Consider the following 17,884-nt stretch of genomic DNA (forward strand, 5'->3'; position numbering starts at 1 on the left):
TGAAAATGAATGATTACAACAGGGTATGACCATGTCTAAACGACAAATTAAACTGGGTGCTTTTATTCCAACCACCTCACAGCACGCAGCAGGCTGGCGTCACCCGCAGTCTCGTCCACAAGATCATTTAAGCATTGATTACGTTATAGAACTGGCGAAAACTGCAGAAAAAGGTTTGTTCGATGCCTATTTTCTTGCCGACGGTTTATCGGTGAATTGGAGTCATGGCGCGTCTAAAAACAAGCAAAGTATTGGTTATAGCGACAAGGTTGTCGGCTTTGAACCGGTGACTTTATTTGCTGCCATTTCAGCAGTCACCAAACACATTGGTTTTATTGCAACTGCTTCAACCACTTATGAAGAACCTTACCTGCTAGCACGTAAATTTTCCTCTTTAGACCATATCAGCAAAGGTCGTGCGGCTTGGAATGTGGTCACCACCATTTCGGCGGATACGGCACGCAACTTTGGTTTTACTGCACATCCGGATGCCAAAGTCCGTTATGAACGTGCAGATGAATTTATTGAAGTAACGCAAAAGCTTTGGGATTCCTGGGAAGATGATTCATTTTTATATGATAAAGAAAGCGGTCAATTTTTTGATGCCAGCAAGCAGCATGAACCGCTACATACAGGCAAATATTTCAATGTACAAGGTTCACTCAATGTCCCTCGTTCACCGCAAGGCTACCCGGTCATTGTACAAGCGGGCCAGTCGGAAGATGGTCGTGAACTTGCAGCCAAATATGCCGAAGTTATTTTCACTGCGCAACAAAGCTTAAGTGATGCCCAAGCGTTTTACCGTGATGTTAAAAGCCGTTTAAGCAAATATGGGCGTCATCCTAATGACCTGAAGGTAATGCCGGGCGTATCGGTATTTGTGGCTAAAACTGAACAGGAAGCCAAAGAAAAATATGAATTGCTGAATAGCCTGATTCACCCGGATGTTGGTTTAGGCTTAATTTCCGGTTTAGCTGGCGATATTGATTTATCTCAATTTGACCTGGATGCACCATTCCCGAGATTGGAAGATATTGAGATCAAGTCCAGCCGTCAGCAAATGATGATCGAGATTGCAGCCAAGCATAACTTCAGCATTCGCCAGTTATATGAACATATTGCCTCTGCCCGTGGTCACTGGACCTTGATTGGCACAGCTGAACAGGTGGTCGATCAACTGCAACAGTGGTTCGAAAATGAAGCTGCGGATGGCTTTAATGTATTGCCACCTTCGACCCCGGCAGGTCTGAATGACTTTGTTGAATTTATTGTGCCAGAACTGCAACGCCGCGGCCTGTTCCGTACAGAATATGAAGGCACCACCTTACGTGAAAACTTGGGGCTGAAACGTCCTGAAAACCAGCATGTATTAGCAAGATGCAATACTGCTGAAGCCTCTTAAGAGCTTCTCCCTCTAAAGTGCCCTTCGGGGCATTTTTTTATGTCTTTTTTAAAGATCACAGCATTTTGATTGATCTAAAAAATAATATAAGCATAGAGATTTTCCTTCTTCGCCCATAGCGAGCTTTTCATATAAGTACTGCATTTTTTCTACTGTCTCATTTGAAACAAAGCAACGATTTTACTGCTTAATTTTAAACACATAAAACTATTATGCATTTTAACTTATTGTTTATTTTATATTTTTAACTTGGCACAAAGATTGAGTTATATATTTTGAATATTATTAAAATCCAGAGGATATAACAATGTCAAAACGTCAAATTAAACTCGGTGCTTTTATTCCTGCGACCGCTCAACATGCTGCTGGCTGGCGTCATCCTGAATCACGCCCTCAGGACCACTTGAATCTTGATTACATTATCGAGCTGGCAAAAACCGCAGAGAAAGGTTTATTCGATGCTTACTTTTTAGCAGATGGCCTATCCGTCCGTTGGGGTTCGGCAATTGAAGGTGAATTGGGTTTAGGAGATAAAGGTGTCGGTTTTGAACCTGTGACCTTGTTTGCTGCACTGTCTGCAGTGACCAAAAATCTGGGCTTTATTGCTACAGCATCGACTACTTATGAAGACCCGTACCTATTGGCACGTAAATTCGCTTCGCTGGATCATATTTCGAAAGGTCGTGCAGCATGGAATGTCGTGACAACCGCATCCCCAGACACTGCTAGCAATTTTGGTTTAACCCAACATCCTGACCCGAAAACACGTTATGAACGTGCCGATGAATTTATTGAAGTAACCCAAAAGCTTTGGGATTCCTGGGAAGATGATGCCTTTATTTATAACAAGGAAAGTGGTCAATTTTTCCATGCCGATAAAATTCACGAGCCTAAACATAAGGGCAAATATTTTAGCGTCCAGGGGCCACTAAACGTCTCTCGCCCACCGCAAGGTTATCCTGTGATTGTGCAAGCGGGACAATCTGAAGATGGCCGAGAACTTGCGGGTAAATATGCTGAAGTCATCTTTACTGCGCAACAAAACCTGGCCGATGCACAGGAATTTTACCGCGATGTCAAAAGCCGTCTGGTCAAATATGGTCGCCAGCCAGATGACCTGAAAATCATGCCAGGTGTATCCATTTTTGTGGCAAAAACCGAACAGGAAGCGCAAGAAAAATACCAATTACTGAATAGCCTGATTCATCCAAAAGTTGGTTTAAGTTTACTGTCAGGTCTATCGGGTGGGATTAATTTAGAAAAATATGATTTAGATGCGCCATTCCCGAAACTTGAAGATGCCGATATTAATTTCTCAAGCCGTCAGCAAATGATGATTGATATTGCGCGTAAACATAATTTTACTATTCGCCAGCTGTATGAATATATCGCCAGCGCACGTGGTCACTGGACCTTGATTGGTACGCCTGAACAAGTGGTCGATGAGCTACAAAACTGGTTTGAAAATGAAGGCGCGGATGGCTTTAACATTCTGCCGCCAACTACCCCTGCCGGCCTGAATGACTTTGTTGATTTTATTGTGCCTGAGCTACAACGCCGCGGCCTGTTCCGTACCGAATATGAAGGCTCAAGCTTACGTGAAAACTTAGGACTGAAACGTCCTGAAAACCAGTATGTTTTGGCACGTCAAGAAGTAAAAGCCTCTTAAGTTAAAACCTGTTGAATCTCCCTCATTGGTGGGGGATTTTTTATGCCTGATTATTTTTAAATAGCTATCAAAAAACCCGCTTGACGCAGGCTTTTGGATCGAATATAGAACGTGACTACCAGGCAAACTGGTAATCGGAAAACTTTGCTGGCTTACTGTGAAATTGATCTTTGAATGGGTCACTAAAATCGAGCAAAATATCATTTTTAATATTGTGCAAACGCACATCTTCACGTTTACGCGGATGCGCAACCGGTACATCCACAATGCGTTTAATTCGACCTGGATGTGGCTGCATCACCACCACGCGATCCCCTAAATATACTGCTTCTTCAACGTCATGGGTCACAATCACCATGGTGATTTTTTCTGCTTGCCAAATCCGCTGCAATTCATCTTGCAGGTTTTGACGGGTTAAGGCATCCAGCGCACCAAAGGGCTCATCCAGAAATAAAATTTCCGGACGATTGACCAAACTGCGTGCAATCGCCACGCGCTGGTTCATGCCGCCGGAAAGTTGTGACGGATAAGCATCTTTAAACTTGGTCAATTTGACCAGTTCTAAATGCTCATCAATGATGACATCTTCTTCGGCACGGCTTAAATTGCTTTGATGCAATGCAATGCGAATATTTTCTGTCACACTTAACCACGGAAAAAGACGATGGTCTTGAAACACAATCCCGCGGTTTAAACTGGTGCCAAAAATCTTTTTGCCATCCACCTGGATCTGGCCTTGATAGCTATTTTCCAGTCCCACCAATAAGCGTAACAGTGTGGATTTACCACAACCACTGCTACCGACAATACTAATAAATTCACCCGGTTGAATGTCTAAATTAATATCGTCCAGTACAGTTAATGCTTCATCATTTTGAGTCGGATAGGTTTTACTGAGTTGCTGAATAGATACATGGCCGGTCTGTTGCTGTGTCATATCTCAATTCTCCTGTAAAGCTTGAGGCAATGGCGAATTAAAGCTTCGCCAATGACACTTCCGTCGATTTGATCAACACCACCACTTCAGAACCGACTTTTAGATCAAGGTCTTTGACTGAACGGGTACTAATAATTGAAGTAAAAAGACCGGCTTTGGTTTCCACATTTATTTCTGAAACAACGTCACCTTGTAATACTTCTTGAATAACGCCTTTAAATTGGTTACGTACATTAACGGCTGTGATTGTCATTATAATTACTCTGTGTTTATGATGTTGTTAATATAAAATACTTTTGGCTGATCATTTATCTCGATTTAATATTTAGTTATGCGCGCTTTATTTATCTATTTAACAGATATATTTATCAAAAAGCATTTATGCAGCAAAACAGATAATTAAATATCGTTTTATTATTTATTTTTCGATATTAAATATTTCATGATGAGCTGAATTTTTATAATGAAGCAAATCATATGTCTATATTAACGCATCCTAGCGTCAGTCAGACGGTTCGCTACGAACGCGCAAGAGCGACCGTCTTTGAAGATCCCCTGTCAAAGGCGCTACTTGAGCGCATTGAACAAATTGCGCCAAGCGATGCCAATGCCTTGATTATTGGCGAAACCGGTACCGGTAAAGAACTGGTTGCCAGACAAATTCATGCCCTAAGTCACCGTACCAAAGGTCCTTTTATTGCGGTGAATTGCGGTGCTTTAACCGAATCTTTGGCAGAAAGTGAATTATTTGGCCATGAAAAAGGTGCGTTTACCGGTGCAATTCATCAGCGTATTGGCTGGTTTGAAGCCGCACATAATGGCACCTTATTTTTAGATGAAATTGGTGATTTATCGCTGTCGATGCAGGTGAAATTACTGCGGATTTTACAAGAACGTGAGATTGTTCGGGTCGGCTCGCTCAAGCCGATTCGGATTAACGTACGTATTATTGCTGCGACCAATGTCGACCTTGAAAAAGCAGTACTGGAAGGTAAATTCCGTGAGGATTTATTTTATCGCCTATATGTCGCTTTGCTACGTATTCCCAAGCTTTCAGAGCGTCGCGATGACATTTTACCCTTGGCTAAATTCTTTGTGGAACGCTACCAAACGGATCCGCATGCAACGCCGTTACGCATCAGCCCACTGTCGGTAAAAAAACTATTACAACATCGTTGGCCGGGTAACATCCGTGAACTGGAAAATACCATTCACCATGCAGTTTTGGTCAGTCAAAATGGGGTGATTGAACCGGACGATATCCGCTTTTCTAACCTGTTACATAGCCGCAGCAAAGGGCAAAATCAGGGCGTACAGCAAAACGATTTGGAGCCAAGTGCATTGCCGGAAATTTTGGCCAATACCGATGCTGAAAAATTATTACAATCCACCTTTCAGCATTTGTTCCAAGCCTCACAACAATTGCCACAACTGAATATCAATGAGTTGATTGAAGAGCAATTTATTCGCAGCGCCTATAGTTACTGCGAATACAATCAGGTGCATACTGCAAGGTTGCTGGGCGTGACCCGTAATGTGATTCGTACCCGCTTAATGAAATATGCATTATTGTAACTGGATGAATTTTTAATATAAAAACTCAAAATCAGCCTAAAAAAGCAGATAATCATCCTTTTAAAATTCCAATTTAAGCGCTATTTAAAATTCAGAAATTATATTAATTTTCACATTTTATACCTATTAATATTTTTATTTTATTAATCAAAAAAAAGCAGTATTTTAATACTGCTTTTTTAAATCTTTATATTATTCCGACGGATTACGTTTCCACGCAGTAAAGTATTTTTCCAGTCCAATCAAAATATAGTTAAATGATAGACCGACCAGTGTAATCACCAAAATACCGACAAACATTTGCGGAATTTCAAAACTAAATTGTGAATACATAATCAGGTAACCCAGACCGGCTTTGGCACCGAACATCTCAACCGCAACCAGGGCAAGAATAGAGATCGCCCCTGCCAAACGGATACCCACGAAAATAGTCGGTACAGATGCCGGCAAGATGACTTTACGAAATAATTGATACGGTTTTAAACCCATGGTACGCGCTGATTTAATCAGCAACGGATCAACGGTTTGTACACCAGTAATGGTATTTAACAGAATCGGCCAGGTGCACGCATAAACCAGCAAGCTGATTTTAGAAGCTTCACCAATTCCTAAGAATAAAATGAATAATGGCATTAATGCCAGCGCAGTGGTATTACGAAACAGTTCCAATAATGGATTTAAGGTTTCTGCCACCAGCTTATACCAGCCAATAATGAGACCCAGTGGAATGGCAATCGCTAAGGCCAAAACAAAACCAATAATCGAGCGCTGAATACTGGCGCTAAAATGCGTGCCCAATTGCCCGCTTTGATACAGCTGCCATGCTGTATCTAGTACCACAGACAATGGTGGTAAAAATGCCGGACTGACTACGCCTAAACGCGGAAGACTTTCCCAAAGTAATAAAAACAGAACAATGGCAATACTGCGTTTAAAAATCGTATTGAGCCAGTTCAGTTGTAAGCGTGGTTTTGCCGCAGTATAGCTTTGGCGATGCGGAATCGCCTGTTGAGTCGATGACATGATGAATATTCCTCTTATTTATTTATGCGTGAGCAAGCTGTTTATCTTTTTCGAGTGCCTGCGCCTTAATCACTTCTTCGCTAAGCTGCGACCAAATTTGATGACGAATTTTGCCGTATTCAGCCGTTGAACGGATGTCCTCACCTTTGGCTTTCAGGCTGGCTGGAATGTCGATAATTTCCTTAATCCGTCCCGGTCTAGAGGTCATAATTGCCACGCGTTGACTGAGGAAAATCGCTTCATCAATACTATGGGTGATGAAAACAATGGTCTTTTTCGAGCTTTGCCAGATTTTCATCAGCTCTTCTTGCAAGGTTTCACGGGTCTGTGCATCCAGTGCGGCAAACGGCTCATCCATCAATAAAATTTCAGGCTCATACGCCAGGCTGCGCGCAATCGCCACCCGCTGTTTCATCCCACCTGAAAGCTCATTCGGATAATGCTTTTCAAAACCGGATAGTCCGACCAGTTGCAGATAATACTGGGCTTTTTCACGGCGGGTTTTCTTGTTTACACCTTTGGCCTCTAACCCAAATTCAATATTTTCTAAAGCGGTCAGCCATGGATACAGCGCGTATTGCTGAAACACAATGCCGCGATCCAGACCGGGTTGGGTAATTTGCTTGCCGCTGAGTAGGATTTGTCCCGAAGATGGCTTGGTTAAACCGGCAATCAGATCCAGTAAAGTCGATTTACCGCAACCACTTGGTCCAACAATCGAAACAAATTCTCCTTGCTGAATATCTAGAGTGACATTTTCAACCGCCACGAATTCAGGTTTGTAATTTTTACTGCTGGGATGATTTTGCGCAGGAAATACCTTACGCACATGATCTAAATTTAAGGCACTGGTCATTGTTATATTCCTTTCTAATCTTAATTTTTGAGCGTTGCATAAGGATTGAATTCATTGCTGTAGAGCGTGCTGACATTCAATTGATTCGGTTTAAGTTTTTGCTCTTGCACCAAGGCATTGACCCATGGCTCGAAGTCTTGAGTTTTTTGTACGCCGCCCAGCGCATGCACACCAGTTCCCGTGTAATACGGAATCAACACTTTGGTTTCGTTACGCTGACGTTTATCAATAATGTTTTCCATACGCGCCACAATTTGCTCTTTTGGCGTGTTATGCAACCACTCTTGCGCACGCGCCACGCCGCTGACAAAGGTTTTTGCGGCATCAGGGTGTTGGGCAATAAAGTCTTTGCGCATTGAATAACTGCCCGCAGTAAATGGCCCGTATAACTCAATATCTTTAAACACTGGACGTACGCCACCGGTTTTTAAGGCACGTTTTTCCAAAATTCCGGAAAATACGGCAATATCAATTTGTCCATTACGCAAGGCTTGCTCGGCACTCACAGGTGGCAGCACAATCAGCTCAACATCACGAATCTCTTTTTCAGTTAAACCATGACGCAACAAATAATCTTTGACGATAAATTCGTAATGTGCGCCAAAGGCATTCACTGCAACTTTTTTACCCATAAAATCACGTGCGCCACGAATCTTGCTGTTTTCCAGTACATAGAAACCTGCATTCATCTCTTCATCACTGCCATAAGAGGCAACTACAGGCACAACATCCAGCCCTGCGGCAATGACTTTCACCACGGCGCCATTAAAGGCTGAAGCAAAATCGACATCACCAGAAACCAGAGTCAGTAAGTCTTGTGGGCCGCCTTGTACCGTACCGACATAATCCAGTTTGATTTTGCCCAAATAGCCCAAGTCTTGCGCCAGTTCAGGTAGCGACACTAAACCCGGGTAACTTTGATAACGTAAATAGGTGACTTCTGTCGTGGGATTTTTATCGACCTGCTGCGTGCTACAGCCTGCAATCACACTTGCACCGATCACTGCAGCCAAGACCGCTTTTTGCCAAAATTCAGGAAGTATTTTCATTGTTATTTCTCCTGGCTACGCTGCTGCCAGCGCAGTACTTTTCGTTCTATACGGGCAAGGATGCTGTTTAAAATCACCCCGACAATACCAATGCTCAGCATGCCTAAAATAATCAAGGATACATTGAACTGTTCGCGACCACGAATCACCAAATTACCGAGTCCAACCCCATAATTGGCCAATAAAAATTCTGAACCTACGGTTGCCAGCCATGCGAAAATCAAGCCCAGTTGCAGACCGACAAAAATCTGCGGACTTGCTGCCGGTAAAATCAGTTTGCGGTAGGTATATAGTTTTGGAAATTGATACACTCTTGCGACTTCGCGGTATTTCGCGCTAATGCTGCTGACGCCTTCTAAGCTATGTAGCGCCACAGGGTAAAATACAGAAAGACTAATAAATAAGATTTTGGCGCCGTTGCCATATCCTAAAAAGGTCGAGATCAACGGCAACCATGCAAATAGCGATACTTGGCGTAACACATTAAAGCTGGGCGCAAAAATCCAGCTGACCCAACGCGTGGTACCGAGTGCAACGCCAAACGCTACACCCAAGCTTGTGCCAATGGCATAACCGGTGAAATTACGGCTTAGACTTGCCACAAAACCTTGCCAGAATTCGGGTTGGCTAAAGCTTTGAATTGCACCGCTTAACACGGTCAATGGCGATGGAATCAGTTTCGGATCGAGCCACTGTAAAGCTGAAGCGACTGCCCAAAGTACAATAAAGGCGATCGGTAAAATCAAGGCGTGTAGCACTTTAAGACTTTTTTCAAAGCCTGAATTTACGCTGATTGCTGATTTTTCAAGACTGAGTTCTGACATGATTAATCCCCTACTCGCGTTGCGTAAAAACGAGCCAGGCGTTCAAAGGCGGCCAATACGCTGTCCAGAACAAAGCCCGTGATGCCAATTAAAATAATGCCCATGAAAATAATATCCATCTGCATGAGCTGGCGTCCCCAAACCATCAGAAAGCCAATGCCTTCACTGCTTGCCAGTAATTCCACAAACACCAAAGCCAACCAGGCTTGCATCACACCTTGGCGCAAACCACTAATGATCGCAGGCAGGCTTGCCGGTAAAATCACTTTGGAAAAAGTCTGGAATTTAGAGAATTGGTAGACTTGTGCCACTTCAAGCAATCGATTTGGCACTTGTTGAATGCCTTTAAAGGTTGCAATCAATACTGGAGAAATCACAGCAAGTGAGATCGCAACAATCTTCAAGGCTTCATCAATGCCCAAGAAAATCATTAACAGTGGAATCCAACCGATGATTGGAAATTGAGTGAGTAAATGAATACTTGGCAAGACAAAACGTTGCGCACGCTGAGACAATGCAAACCAGATCCCAAGGCTCAAACCAATACTGACACCTAAAGACACACTCCATAAAATACGTTTGGCACTGATCAAAAAGTGAAATTGCAAATCACCCGACTGCCACAGTTCAACGGTTGTGCTCCACACCAATTGTGGTGCTGGCAAAATCTGTTCCGGCAGCCACTGTTTGAGTGTTGCTACATACCACACACCCAGCAACAACACCGGTAGCAGCAGACCACAAGCCAATTGCAAGGTTACTTTTAGGTATTTCTTAAAAAATTCAAATGCACTACGGTAACTTTGCCACTGTACCGAATGTGCGGTTACATTGGTAAGGCTCATGATTCTTGTCCTTCTACTATGTGTTGTGAATCATCAGGTTTTAAAAAAGAGATAAATGCCTGATCACGAGAGATCACTAAAATCAGTCCAATAAAAGCCAGACCAATCGGGAAAAATAGATTTTGCAAGCCCAGACTGGCGCCAAAGGCTGCCCCTAAAAAGCCGCCAAACAAGCCGCCTGCCGGCCCAACCAAGGCCAAAATCGGAGAGATTTTTGCCATGGCAGTTTGTTCGCCCACTTTGGCAAAAGACATGAAATTGGCAATGTGCAACATGCCTAAACCGAGTCCCAACATCAGCGATGCCGGCCACATCCAAAAAGTAATGGGTGTGATGGCTAAAATGAGTAATGCGCTGCTGATCAAGCTCAGTCCAATCCAGTAAAACTTGGCATAGCCAATCAGTTCGGCCAAACCACCTAGTGTGAATAAAGAACCGACAAAGACGATCCCTTGTGTGGTGAGCAGCATCACCGCGACGGATTCAGACAGGGAAAAACTTTGAATGGCGATAACCACAATGAAAAAACCAAAATAATTATTCGCGACACTGCTTAAAAACTCTAAGGCGCAAACCATACGCAGCGCTGCATGGGTTTTCAGTAATGCCAGCGGTGCAACTACATCACGCCATTGAAAGCTGGGTGCATTGGCTGCGGTTTGATGAATCTGCTGAAAACAAAATGGCGCAAAGATTAGTGTTCCCAAAAATAAAAACGCCACCCAGTAAAAGCTGCCGCCATAACCAAAATGCTGGATCAGCAATACGGTTAAAGCCGGTGCAATCAGGAAAAAACCCATCATGTGTGAACCGCGGAACCAGCCTGCTTTGGCCGGGCCGAGACGTTTTAAATTGCTCAGAAAAACGGTATTAATTGAGACAAAACGCATCGGTAAAACAAAGCTCACCAATGCCGTCACAATGAGTAAATACCAAGCACTTTCCTGTAGCGGTGTCAGTGCATATAAAGCTGCACCCATCACACTGCCCAGACTAAAAACTTTTAGGGAACCCAAACGCTGCACCAGAACACCAATGGGCAGCGCCATAAACAAGATACCGACACTTTGTGCTGCAGCAATCAATCCAAGCTGAAGCTCTGTCGCTTCAAGTTGCACGGCGTACAATGAAATCAAGATACGGGCAACGCCCACCCCAAGACCTGCAATAATTGTCAGCAGCACAAAACTGCCCATGAATTTCGCGGTTAGAGGGGTAGAGACAACATTGCTTTCAATCGGATTCATGACCACATTCCTGAATTATTTAGGCTGGCCATTGGCATTAAATTGACGCCAATAGTTCTGCAAATTCAGTTCTTTTAAAGCATTGTTTAAATACTTCGGTTCGTACCAGGTTTTGGTATCGACATCGCGGCGGATGAGTTTTGCCTCTTTGGCAATTTGTAATGCGCTGTCGATTTGTGCGCGGTGAAATTCATCCAGTAATGGGCTGTTACGATCTTTGAGGTTCCAGCCATCCCAGGTTTTTTGATAGTCGACCAATGGAATACCGCTTTGTGACCAAAGCTTATATTGGGTGACACGGTTGGCTTCTTCCGAACTCCAATGAGCTTGTTTAATCAGTGTAGTGACGACACGTTGCGTGACTTCCGGATATTGTTTTTCAAAATTCTCAGTCACCCAAAAATGCGCCACGGCTGCAACTTTTGGATCTTTGATTTCAATTAACGTTTTTGCGACTCCACGTGAAACCAAACTAAATGGTGAAGTAATCGTGGCATCAATATCACCTGTTGCGAGTGATGTACGAGCAGAATAACCATCTTGCGAAATCACGCGTAGATCACGTTCGGTAAAGCCATATTTTGCCAATACACGGTTAAAGACGATTTGACCATTCGTGCCTTTAAAGATTGAGAATTTCTTACCTTTTAGATCAGCAAAAGATTTCGCACTAGAACCCGCTGGTACCACCACGTAAGTCGGGCCAAAATGTCCAGTGGAGAACAACACTTTGGTTTTAAGTCCAGTAGAACGACCCACCAATGAAGGTAAGTCCCCGTGTAAAGCAAAGTCGACTTTGCCATTGGCTAAAGCCTCATTAGTTGCGGGGCCTGCACCCGGGAAGAATAACCACTTCACAGCAATACCATCTTTTTTAAATTCTTGTTCCAACACACCACGTAAATTGGCTGAAGCGGCAAAACTTCCCCCCACTTTAGGTTTGCCACCCTCACCGGCACTTGACATAGAAATTCGAATTTCTTTGGGATTGGCAGCATGGATGTGTAAACTTAAACCGAGTGCAGAGAGCGCTAAAAATGTTGCGGCAATTTTTTTTGAAAAAAGCTTCATCGAACTGTTCCTTAACAATCAAAATTAAAAGGTGTACTGAAATTGTGCTTGCAATTCGTTGGTATCTTTTTGAGTTGCGGTCTCAATGTCATAGAGGTAATGGTTGAGCTGTAACTGGAATTTGGTGGTTTGCGCAAAAAACAGGTTTAAGCCGAGTGAGTGAATGTCGTATTCACCAATGCGACCACTTGCAGTATCGAGATAATCTTTCTGATTTCTATTCGGGTTATAGCTGTCATAACGGTAGTAACCCTGAATCGATTTCGGCCAGAAATCGTCAAATTTGGCATTCGATTTAATACTGTTATAGAACTGGTCACCCAAGGTATAGAACGCGGTAAAGGTATGCCCTTCTGCTTTGGCTTCTTTAACCGCAAGTGCAGCCGTGTCGATATAATCGGTCTTGCCTTGCAGATATTCATAGGTCACGCCAAACGGTGCATGGTTATAATAAATATCGAAACCTAAACGGTCTTTCTTGGCTTTATTGTCGCTAATACCTGAACCGGATAGTTTTGCTTCGCCTTTGATATAAGACGCACCGACCTTGAATTCACGTAACCAGCTGGCATAGTCCACAGGCAAAGTGAATGCCACACGGCCAATATAATCCTTGCCATTATTGTCATCGGTTTTGTTGCTGCCATTGCCATTGGTCACACCAATTGCATATTCAAACAATGGCGCACGATAGTTCGCACCGTAGTCCACAAAAGGCTTGGCATCGCCACGAACAATCAGGCCGTTTTGACGGGTAAATAAACCCAAATATGTTGGTGCAGTTGCAGTGCTGATGGTGGGGCGTAAGTCTTCAGGTGACTGGACATCTAGACCAAACGGTAGCAATTGTTGACCCAATGTCAGGTTCAGTTTTGCTGTCTCGAGTCCTGAGTTAGTCGAAAGCACGTGATAACGCAAATAAGCATCCAGCAGGTTAAAATTGCTGTTGTTGCTGCCATCATTACGTTTTGAATAACCAAAAGAGGCTTGGTAATCGAGGTTTTTGCCTTCGTTATAATCTTTAAACAAGTTACCGCGTACGCCCAGTAATGCCGTACCAATATCAAAGGTTGATTTAGGCGTATTGGGTGCAGTGTTATTGTCTTGCACATTGGCACGCAGTTGCACCGTACCGAATAAAGTCGTATCACGTGCCGACTTCACCGTTTGGCGCTCGTACTGACGCGACTGATCATATTTATAGTTTTCTACATCGGCACGTAAACCTTCCACATCATCTGAGGTTGCAGGTGTTGGACCTGCAGCCAATTCAGATGCTTCAATATCTTCACTGCTATAACTTTCTATACTGTCATTCACCGGTGCAACAACAGCCGCTTTGGTTTGGGGTTGCGCTTCGACAGCATTTAAGCGTTGTTGCAGGGTTTCAATTTGTTGTTTCAAGCTGCTCAGCTGCTTTTGTAAGTCAGCGTCACTGGCAAAACTCAATTGACTGGTTGCAGATAAAACTAATGCCACTGCAAGGTTTAAGGATGTTTTTTTCATACTCTCATTTCACTTCTTTTTTGTGCCCCAAAGCGCAAAGCTGCCCCAACCCCAAGCCAAGGACTTGGGGGTAAATGTAGTGCGTTGGAAATACGGGTTATGCGGCCTGTTTGTTCTTCAGTTTTTCTTCCACTTGCGTGCCTTTGAAGAAATCCGGGTTGTTTGCAGTATAAAAACGGTAAGGGTTATCAAACACCAAGGCTTTAAAGTCAGCTTCAGTAATCGCACCTTCTTTGACTAAATCCCAAGTTTCAGCCAAAGGTTCAGTCAGCTCTGGTACATCCCAGTGACCTGAATCTGATGAAAATAAAGCATTTATTTTTTGATTAAACGGTGTTGCTTGAGGATGCAATGCGCCAACAATCGTGCGGTCATCAGCTTCGTTACCGAAGTAGAAGTTTGGTACCCAACGATCAAAAATATCTTGTTTGTTTTGTACTTTAGCTAAAGCAAAGTCATTAATATCTTGCGGATTTTGCTCACGGTAATGGGACGGCAAAATAATGCCAAAAATATGCTCAAGAATTTCATCATCGCTATAGTCACGACCCCGGAATAGCTCTTGACCATATTGGCGATACAAACTCAGCACCAATTCACGATCAACATTTGCAGGGTTATATTGCTGAATATGCTCATTACCGCGTTTTTCAAAACGGTCGACCAAATGCGTCAATACATTGGCGCCCCAAGCTGCACCTGCTTCTAAAAGTGCGATACGTAATTGTGGGAAACGCTCGGTCACGCCACCAAAGAATAATGCTTTCGCCAATCCTTCAGATGCATCCGCAAAATGGTTAATGTGGTTAAACATGTAGTTGGTTGGTGAATTACGTGCCACCCAACTTTGACTGCCTGAATGGGTCGAAAGATTAACCCCAAGATCAATACTCTTTTGCCAGAACGGATCGTAATCATGTGCGCTATCGATGCCAAAAAAATCTAACCAATAGGCATAGCGACGTAGTTCTGCATCATCTGGGTATTTTTCAGCGATCGATTTTACCGGACGGCGAATCGAACCCGGAATAAGCGCTGTTTTTAAGCCCAAACTCACTGCATGTTGTAATTCTTCAATCCCTTCTTCTGGAGTATTCAAAGGAATAGCAGCCACTGGGGTTAAACGGTCGGCATAAGGACGATAAATATCCGCATGATAATGGTTAATTGCACGCGTTAAGCTACGGCGTAAATCATCATTGCTTGAGTTAATTGGGAACAAAGAAATATTTGGGTAAAGCACCGCATAATCTGTTCCTTGCTCTTCTAGACGTTCATATAATAAACCCGGTAAAGACACCGTTGCCAAATCATAAGAATTTTGTGCAGGTGACGCCCAAAATGGTGGACGGAATAAACGCTTGTCTTGACGCTCTTGTGGCGTTGCACGATACCATTCTGCAGCCAGTACATTTAAACCATTACTGTTTAAATGTTCACGAAAGGTGTCAACTATTTTTGCGCCACCATATTGTGCAATATAGTCTTCGAGCAATGGACTGAATTCATTGGTATGAATATCCGTATCAATCACTGGATAATCCAGCTCTGCTTTCACTTCCGCTGAACGGGAATTTCTGGCTTTTAAAGCTTGTAAACTGGTCATGGCTATTCCTCTAATTTTCATTGTTCTGTGATTCTTATTTCGCAACAACCATGCCAACTATTTAAGTTATTGTTTTAAATTAACTTATTAATTTTATTCCAACTAAGCCTGTTGGTTTTAACGCGGTATATCTGTTGATATTTCAACACTTGCTTATTTAAATTCAGCTCGATTCTGTATTTTTATTTCTTATTTTTAGATATAAGGGCTTTTTAGACTTAAATCCTGTTTTAGCCAGTTTCGGGATATTTCAGATATAAAAAAACCCGCTATGCGCGGGTTTAAATGGCTAGAATTTTAAGCCGATTTCTTGTTCTTATTGCCCAATTTAGTGGCGAATGCCATGATACGCTGATAACCGGTCGGCAAAATGCGCTGCATCAAATCAACAGCTTTGGCATCGTTACCAATCAACAAACGGCGTTTATCTTTTTGCACTGCTTCAATAATTTGACGTGCGGCTTCTTCAGGTGGGCAACGTAATAATTTATTAAAGGCTTTAGCCGATTTTTCCGGATGCATACCTAAAGTTCGTATACTGTCATTCATTTTTGCCGCATTGGCAATATTGGTCCGAATACCGCCTGGGTGAACACAGAGCGCACTTACGCCACAGTTTTCCATATCCAGTTCCTGACGCAGCGATTCAGTAAAACCCCGTACCGCAAATTTGGTCGCGTTATAGGCAGACTGGGTCGGTTGTGCCGTTAAACCAAACAGACTGGAAATGTTGATGACATGCCCATCACCCGACTTCTTGATTAAAGGTAAAAACTCTTTGGTGCCATAGACCACACCCCAGAAGTTAATATTGACAATCCATTCCAGTTCTTCGTAACTTGCCCCTTCAACGGTTGAACCCAGCGCGACCCCGGCATTGTTGAAAATCATGTTGACTGAACCATGATTTTGCACGGTATCCGCAGCCCATGCTTTCATGGCATCGCGGTCAGCCACATCCAGTTTTTGGGTGGTTACACGCACATGACTGTCTTTGACCAGTTCAACTGTTTGCGCCAAACCTTGCTCATTCACATCACTTAAGGACAAATGACAACCCTGTTTTGCCAAAAGAACCGCCAACTGCTGGCCAATCCCTGAACCCGCACCGGTAATTGCAGCGACTTTATTTTTAAAATTTTTCATGACTCATCCTTATCCAATTTTTTCTGCACCATTCACCTAAACATCGCGATTATTTTTCTGTTGTGATGAAGTGCAGTTCATCCATCCAATATAATTTTGACAATACATATTGTCAATATAATATATGACCAATAGCAAGATCAAAGCGCATCTGGCCATTTGTGACATAGGTCTACGAGTAAATTATTGTTAATATAAGGCAAAATCTAGATTTAATTCGGCAACTACATTTATGACTGAACCATACGAAAATCTTGAAGAAAAACAAAATAAGCTGTCGCAAACTAAAGAACGTCAATTTAAAGGCCTGTCTTTAACTGAGCGTAAACAGGCACGTCGTGAAAAGTTGATTGAAGCCGGCATTGAAGCTTATGGCACGCATGGTTTTTTTGCGGTGACGGTAAAAGATATTTGTAATGAAGCCAAACTGACCGAACGCTATTTCTATGAATCTTTTAAGAAAAGTGATGAACTTTTTCAAACCATCTTTTTAAAATTGATCGATCAATTGCAGCACAATGTCATGCAAGCCATCATGCAGGCATCAACCGATCCGCGAAAAATGATTGAATCTGGCTTAACTGCATTACTGACCACCTTAAAAGATAATCCACGTATGGCACGGATTATTTATATCGATGCCATGTTGGTTCAAGAGCTGCATAATCAGGCCACCATTCATGAAACCATGCTGCGTTTTGACCGCATGATTCATGCCTTTGTCATGTTAATGATGCCGCATATTGACCGTTCCGAGCGTGAAATTTCTTTGGTTGCAACCGGACTAAATGGCTACGTCACTCAAATTGCGATTCGCTGGGTGGTGAGTGGTTTTAAACAGTCCATGCAAGAAGTTTTATCGTCTTGCAGTATTGTTTTTCTGTCGCTGCTGGATACTTTCTCAGAAAAAGAAAAAATATTGAAAAAAGAAAGTTCATCTTAAACAGCCGAGTAAAATACATACAATGTGTTGAATTCATTATATTTAGATGCCTGATTTAGTTTTAAATTTTCATTTTTCAGCAGAAAAATTGTCACATTTCTTTGCGAAAATTGGCATATCGCCCTTTTCTGCAATGATACTGTCATAATTAATCTTTGTAATAAGCCTGTCATAAATACAAAACG

Annotated in this window: 16 protein-coding genes; 4 read left to right on the plus strand and 12 right to left on the minus strand. The window is 42.8% G+C overall.

Annotated features, from left to right (window positions below; translation table 11 throughout):
- Positions 1 to 31 precede the first annotated feature (31 nt).
- Positions 32 to 1,402: an LLM class flavin-dependent oxidoreductase gene (locus E0H81_RS06160; protein WP_131317422.1), complete on the plus strand. Its 1,371-nt coding sequence runs from the start codon at positions 32 to 34 to the stop codon at positions 1,400 to 1,402.
- Between the two features lie 307 nt (positions 1,403 to 1,709).
- Positions 1,710 to 3,071: an LLM class flavin-dependent oxidoreductase gene (locus E0H81_RS06165; RefSeq protein ID WP_131317424.1), complete on the plus strand. Its 1,362-nt coding sequence runs from the start codon at positions 1,710 to 1,712 to the stop codon at positions 3,069 to 3,071.
- Between the two features lie 115 nt (positions 3,072 to 3,186).
- On the opposite strand, the gene E0H81_RS06170 is transcribed toward E0H81_RS06165, so the two are convergent.
- Entirely contained in the window at positions 3,187 to 4,008 is an 822-nt protein-coding gene (locus tag E0H81_RS06170; protein ID WP_131317426.1) for an ABC transporter ATP-binding protein, read from the minus strand.
- A gap of 37 nt (positions 4,009 to 4,045) precedes the next feature.
- Entirely contained in the window at positions 4,046 to 4,261 is a 216-nt protein-coding gene (locus E0H81_RS06175; protein WP_067725863.1) for a TOBE domain-containing protein, read from the minus strand.
- Between the two features lie 224 nt (positions 4,262 to 4,485).
- On the opposite strand from E0H81_RS06175, the gene E0H81_RS06180 reads away from it, so the two are divergent.
- Positions 4,486 to 5,583, plus strand: coding sequence for a sigma-54 interaction domain-containing protein (locus tag E0H81_RS06180; RefSeq protein ID WP_131317428.1), 1,098 nt, complete (start codon positions 4,486 to 4,488; stop codon positions 5,581 to 5,583).
- Between the two features lie 192 nt (positions 5,584 to 5,775).
- On the opposite strand, the gene E0H81_RS06185 is transcribed toward E0H81_RS06180, so the two are convergent.
- The 10 genes from E0H81_RS06185 to E0H81_RS06230 form a co-directional block, all read right to left on the minus strand.
- Positions 5,776 to 6,606: an ABC transporter permease gene (locus E0H81_RS06185; RefSeq protein WP_131317430.1), complete on the minus strand. Its 831-nt coding sequence runs from the start codon at positions 6,604 to 6,606 to the stop codon at positions 5,776 to 5,778.
- Between the two features lie 22 nt (positions 6,607 to 6,628).
- Positions 6,629 to 7,462, minus strand: coding sequence for an ABC transporter ATP-binding protein (locus E0H81_RS06190; RefSeq protein ID WP_131317432.1), 834 nt, complete (start codon positions 7,460 to 7,462; stop codon positions 6,629 to 6,631).
- 20 nt (positions 7,463 to 7,482) lie between these two features.
- On the minus strand, positions 7,483 to 8,511 hold the full coding sequence (locus E0H81_RS06195; RefSeq protein ID WP_131317434.1) for an ABC transporter substrate-binding protein: 1,029 nt from the start codon (positions 8,509 to 8,511) through the stop codon (positions 7,483 to 7,485).
- A gap of 2 nt (positions 8,512 to 8,513) precedes the next feature.
- Positions 8,514 to 9,335, minus strand: coding sequence for an ABC transporter permease (locus E0H81_RS06200; protein ID WP_131317436.1), 822 nt, complete (start codon positions 9,333 to 9,335; stop codon positions 8,514 to 8,516).
- Between the two features lie 2 nt (positions 9,336 to 9,337).
- Positions 9,338 to 10,183, minus strand: coding sequence for an ABC transporter permease (locus tag E0H81_RS06205; protein WP_378235434.1), 846 nt, complete (start codon positions 10,181 to 10,183; stop codon positions 9,338 to 9,340).
- The gene (locus E0H81_RS06210; RefSeq protein WP_131317440.1) at positions 10,177 to 11,427 is read right to left on the minus strand and encodes an MFS transporter; all 1,251 of its coding nucleotides are present in this window, start codon (positions 11,425 to 11,427) and stop codon (positions 10,177 to 10,179) included. The genes E0H81_RS06205 and E0H81_RS06210 overlap by 7 nt, the downstream gene beginning before the upstream one ends.
- Before the next feature lie 15 nt (positions 11,428 to 11,442).
- On the minus strand, positions 11,443 to 12,498 hold the full coding sequence (locus tag E0H81_RS06215) for an ABC transporter substrate-binding protein (protein ID WP_131317442.1): 1,056 nt from the start codon (positions 12,496 to 12,498) through the stop codon (positions 11,443 to 11,445).
- Between the two features lie 24 nt (positions 12,499 to 12,522).
- Complete coding sequence (locus E0H81_RS06220; protein WP_131317445.1) at positions 12,523 to 14,004, minus strand: putative porin; 1,482 nt, start codon at positions 14,002 to 14,004, stop codon at positions 12,523 to 12,525.
- 97 nt (positions 14,005 to 14,101) lie between these two features.
- A complete protein-coding gene (locus tag E0H81_RS06225) occupies positions 14,102 to 15,610 on the minus strand; it encodes an amidohydrolase family protein (RefSeq protein ID WP_131317447.1) in 1,509 nt (502 codons plus the stop codon).
- A 297-nt stretch (positions 15,611 to 15,907) separates the two neighbouring features.
- Complete coding sequence (locus E0H81_RS06230; RefSeq protein ID WP_131267521.1) at positions 15,908 to 16,756, minus strand: SDR family NAD(P)-dependent oxidoreductase; 849 nt, start codon at positions 16,754 to 16,756, stop codon at positions 15,908 to 15,910.
- Positions 16,757 to 16,988: 232 nt separating this feature from the next.
- On the opposite strand from E0H81_RS06230, the gene E0H81_RS06235 reads away from it, so the two are divergent.
- Positions 16,989 to 17,699 (plus strand): TetR/AcrR family transcriptional regulator, encoded by a 711-nt coding sequence (locus tag E0H81_RS06235; RefSeq protein ID WP_131317449.1) that lies wholly within the window; start codon positions 16,989 to 16,991, stop codon positions 17,697 to 17,699.
- Positions 17,700 to 17,884 lie beyond the last annotated feature (185 nt).

This window comes from Acinetobacter terrestris, assembly GCF_004331155.1.
In the GTDB taxonomy this organism is placed as follows: Bacteria; Pseudomonadota; Gammaproteobacteria; order Pseudomonadales; family Moraxellaceae; genus Acinetobacter; species Acinetobacter terrestris.

Coding starts and splice junctions, on each gene's coding strand:
- E0H81_RS06160 (WP_131317422.1), top strand. CDS start 32: ATGTCTAAACGACAAATTAAACTGGGTGCTTTTATTCCAACCACCTCA.
- E0H81_RS06165 (WP_131317424.1), top strand. CDS start 1,710: ATGTCAAAACGTCAAATTAAACTCGGTGCTTTTATTCCTGCGACCGCT.
- E0H81_RS06170 (WP_131317426.1), bottom strand. CDS start 4,008: ATGACACAGCAACAGACCGGCCATGTATCTATTCAGCAACTCAGTAAA.
- E0H81_RS06175 (WP_067725863.1), bottom strand. CDS start 4,261: ATGACAATCACAGCCGTTAATGTACGTAACCAATTTAAAGGCGTTATT.
- E0H81_RS06180 (WP_131317428.1), top strand. CDS start 4,486: ATGTCTATATTAACGCATCCTAGCGTCAGTCAGACGGTTCGCTACGAA.
- E0H81_RS06185 (WP_131317430.1), bottom strand. CDS start 6,606: ATGTCATCGACTCAACAGGCGATTCCGCATCGCCAAAGCTATACTGCG.
- E0H81_RS06190 (WP_131317432.1), bottom strand. CDS start 7,462: ATGACCAGTGCCTTAAATTTAGATCATGTGCGTAAGGTATTTCCTGCG.
- E0H81_RS06195 (WP_131317434.1), bottom strand. CDS start 8,511: ATGAAAATACTTCCTGAATTTTGGCAAAAAGCGGTCTTGGCTGCAGTG.
- E0H81_RS06200 (WP_131317436.1), bottom strand. CDS start 9,335: ATGTCAGAACTCAGTCTTGAAAAATCAGCAATCAGCGTAAATTCAGGC.
- E0H81_RS06210 (WP_131317440.1), bottom strand. CDS start 11,427: ATGAATCCGATTGAAAGCAATGTTGTCTCTACCCCTCTAACCGCGAAA.
- E0H81_RS06215 (WP_131317442.1), bottom strand. CDS start 12,498: ATGAAGCTTTTTTCAAAAAAAATTGCCGCAACATTTTTAGCGCTCTCT.
- E0H81_RS06220 (WP_131317445.1), bottom strand. CDS start 14,004: ATGAAAAAAACATCCTTAAACCTTGCAGTGGCATTAGTTTTATCTGCA.
- E0H81_RS06225 (WP_131317447.1), bottom strand. CDS start 15,610: ATGACCAGTTTACAAGCTTTAAAAGCCAGAAATTCCCGTTCAGCGGAA.
- E0H81_RS06230 (WP_131267521.1), bottom strand. CDS start 16,756: ATGAAAAATTTTAAAAATAAAGTCGCTGCAATTACCGGTGCGGGTTCA.
- E0H81_RS06235 (WP_131317449.1), top strand. CDS start 16,989: ATGACTGAACCATACGAAAATCTTGAAGAAAAACAAAATAAGCTGTCG.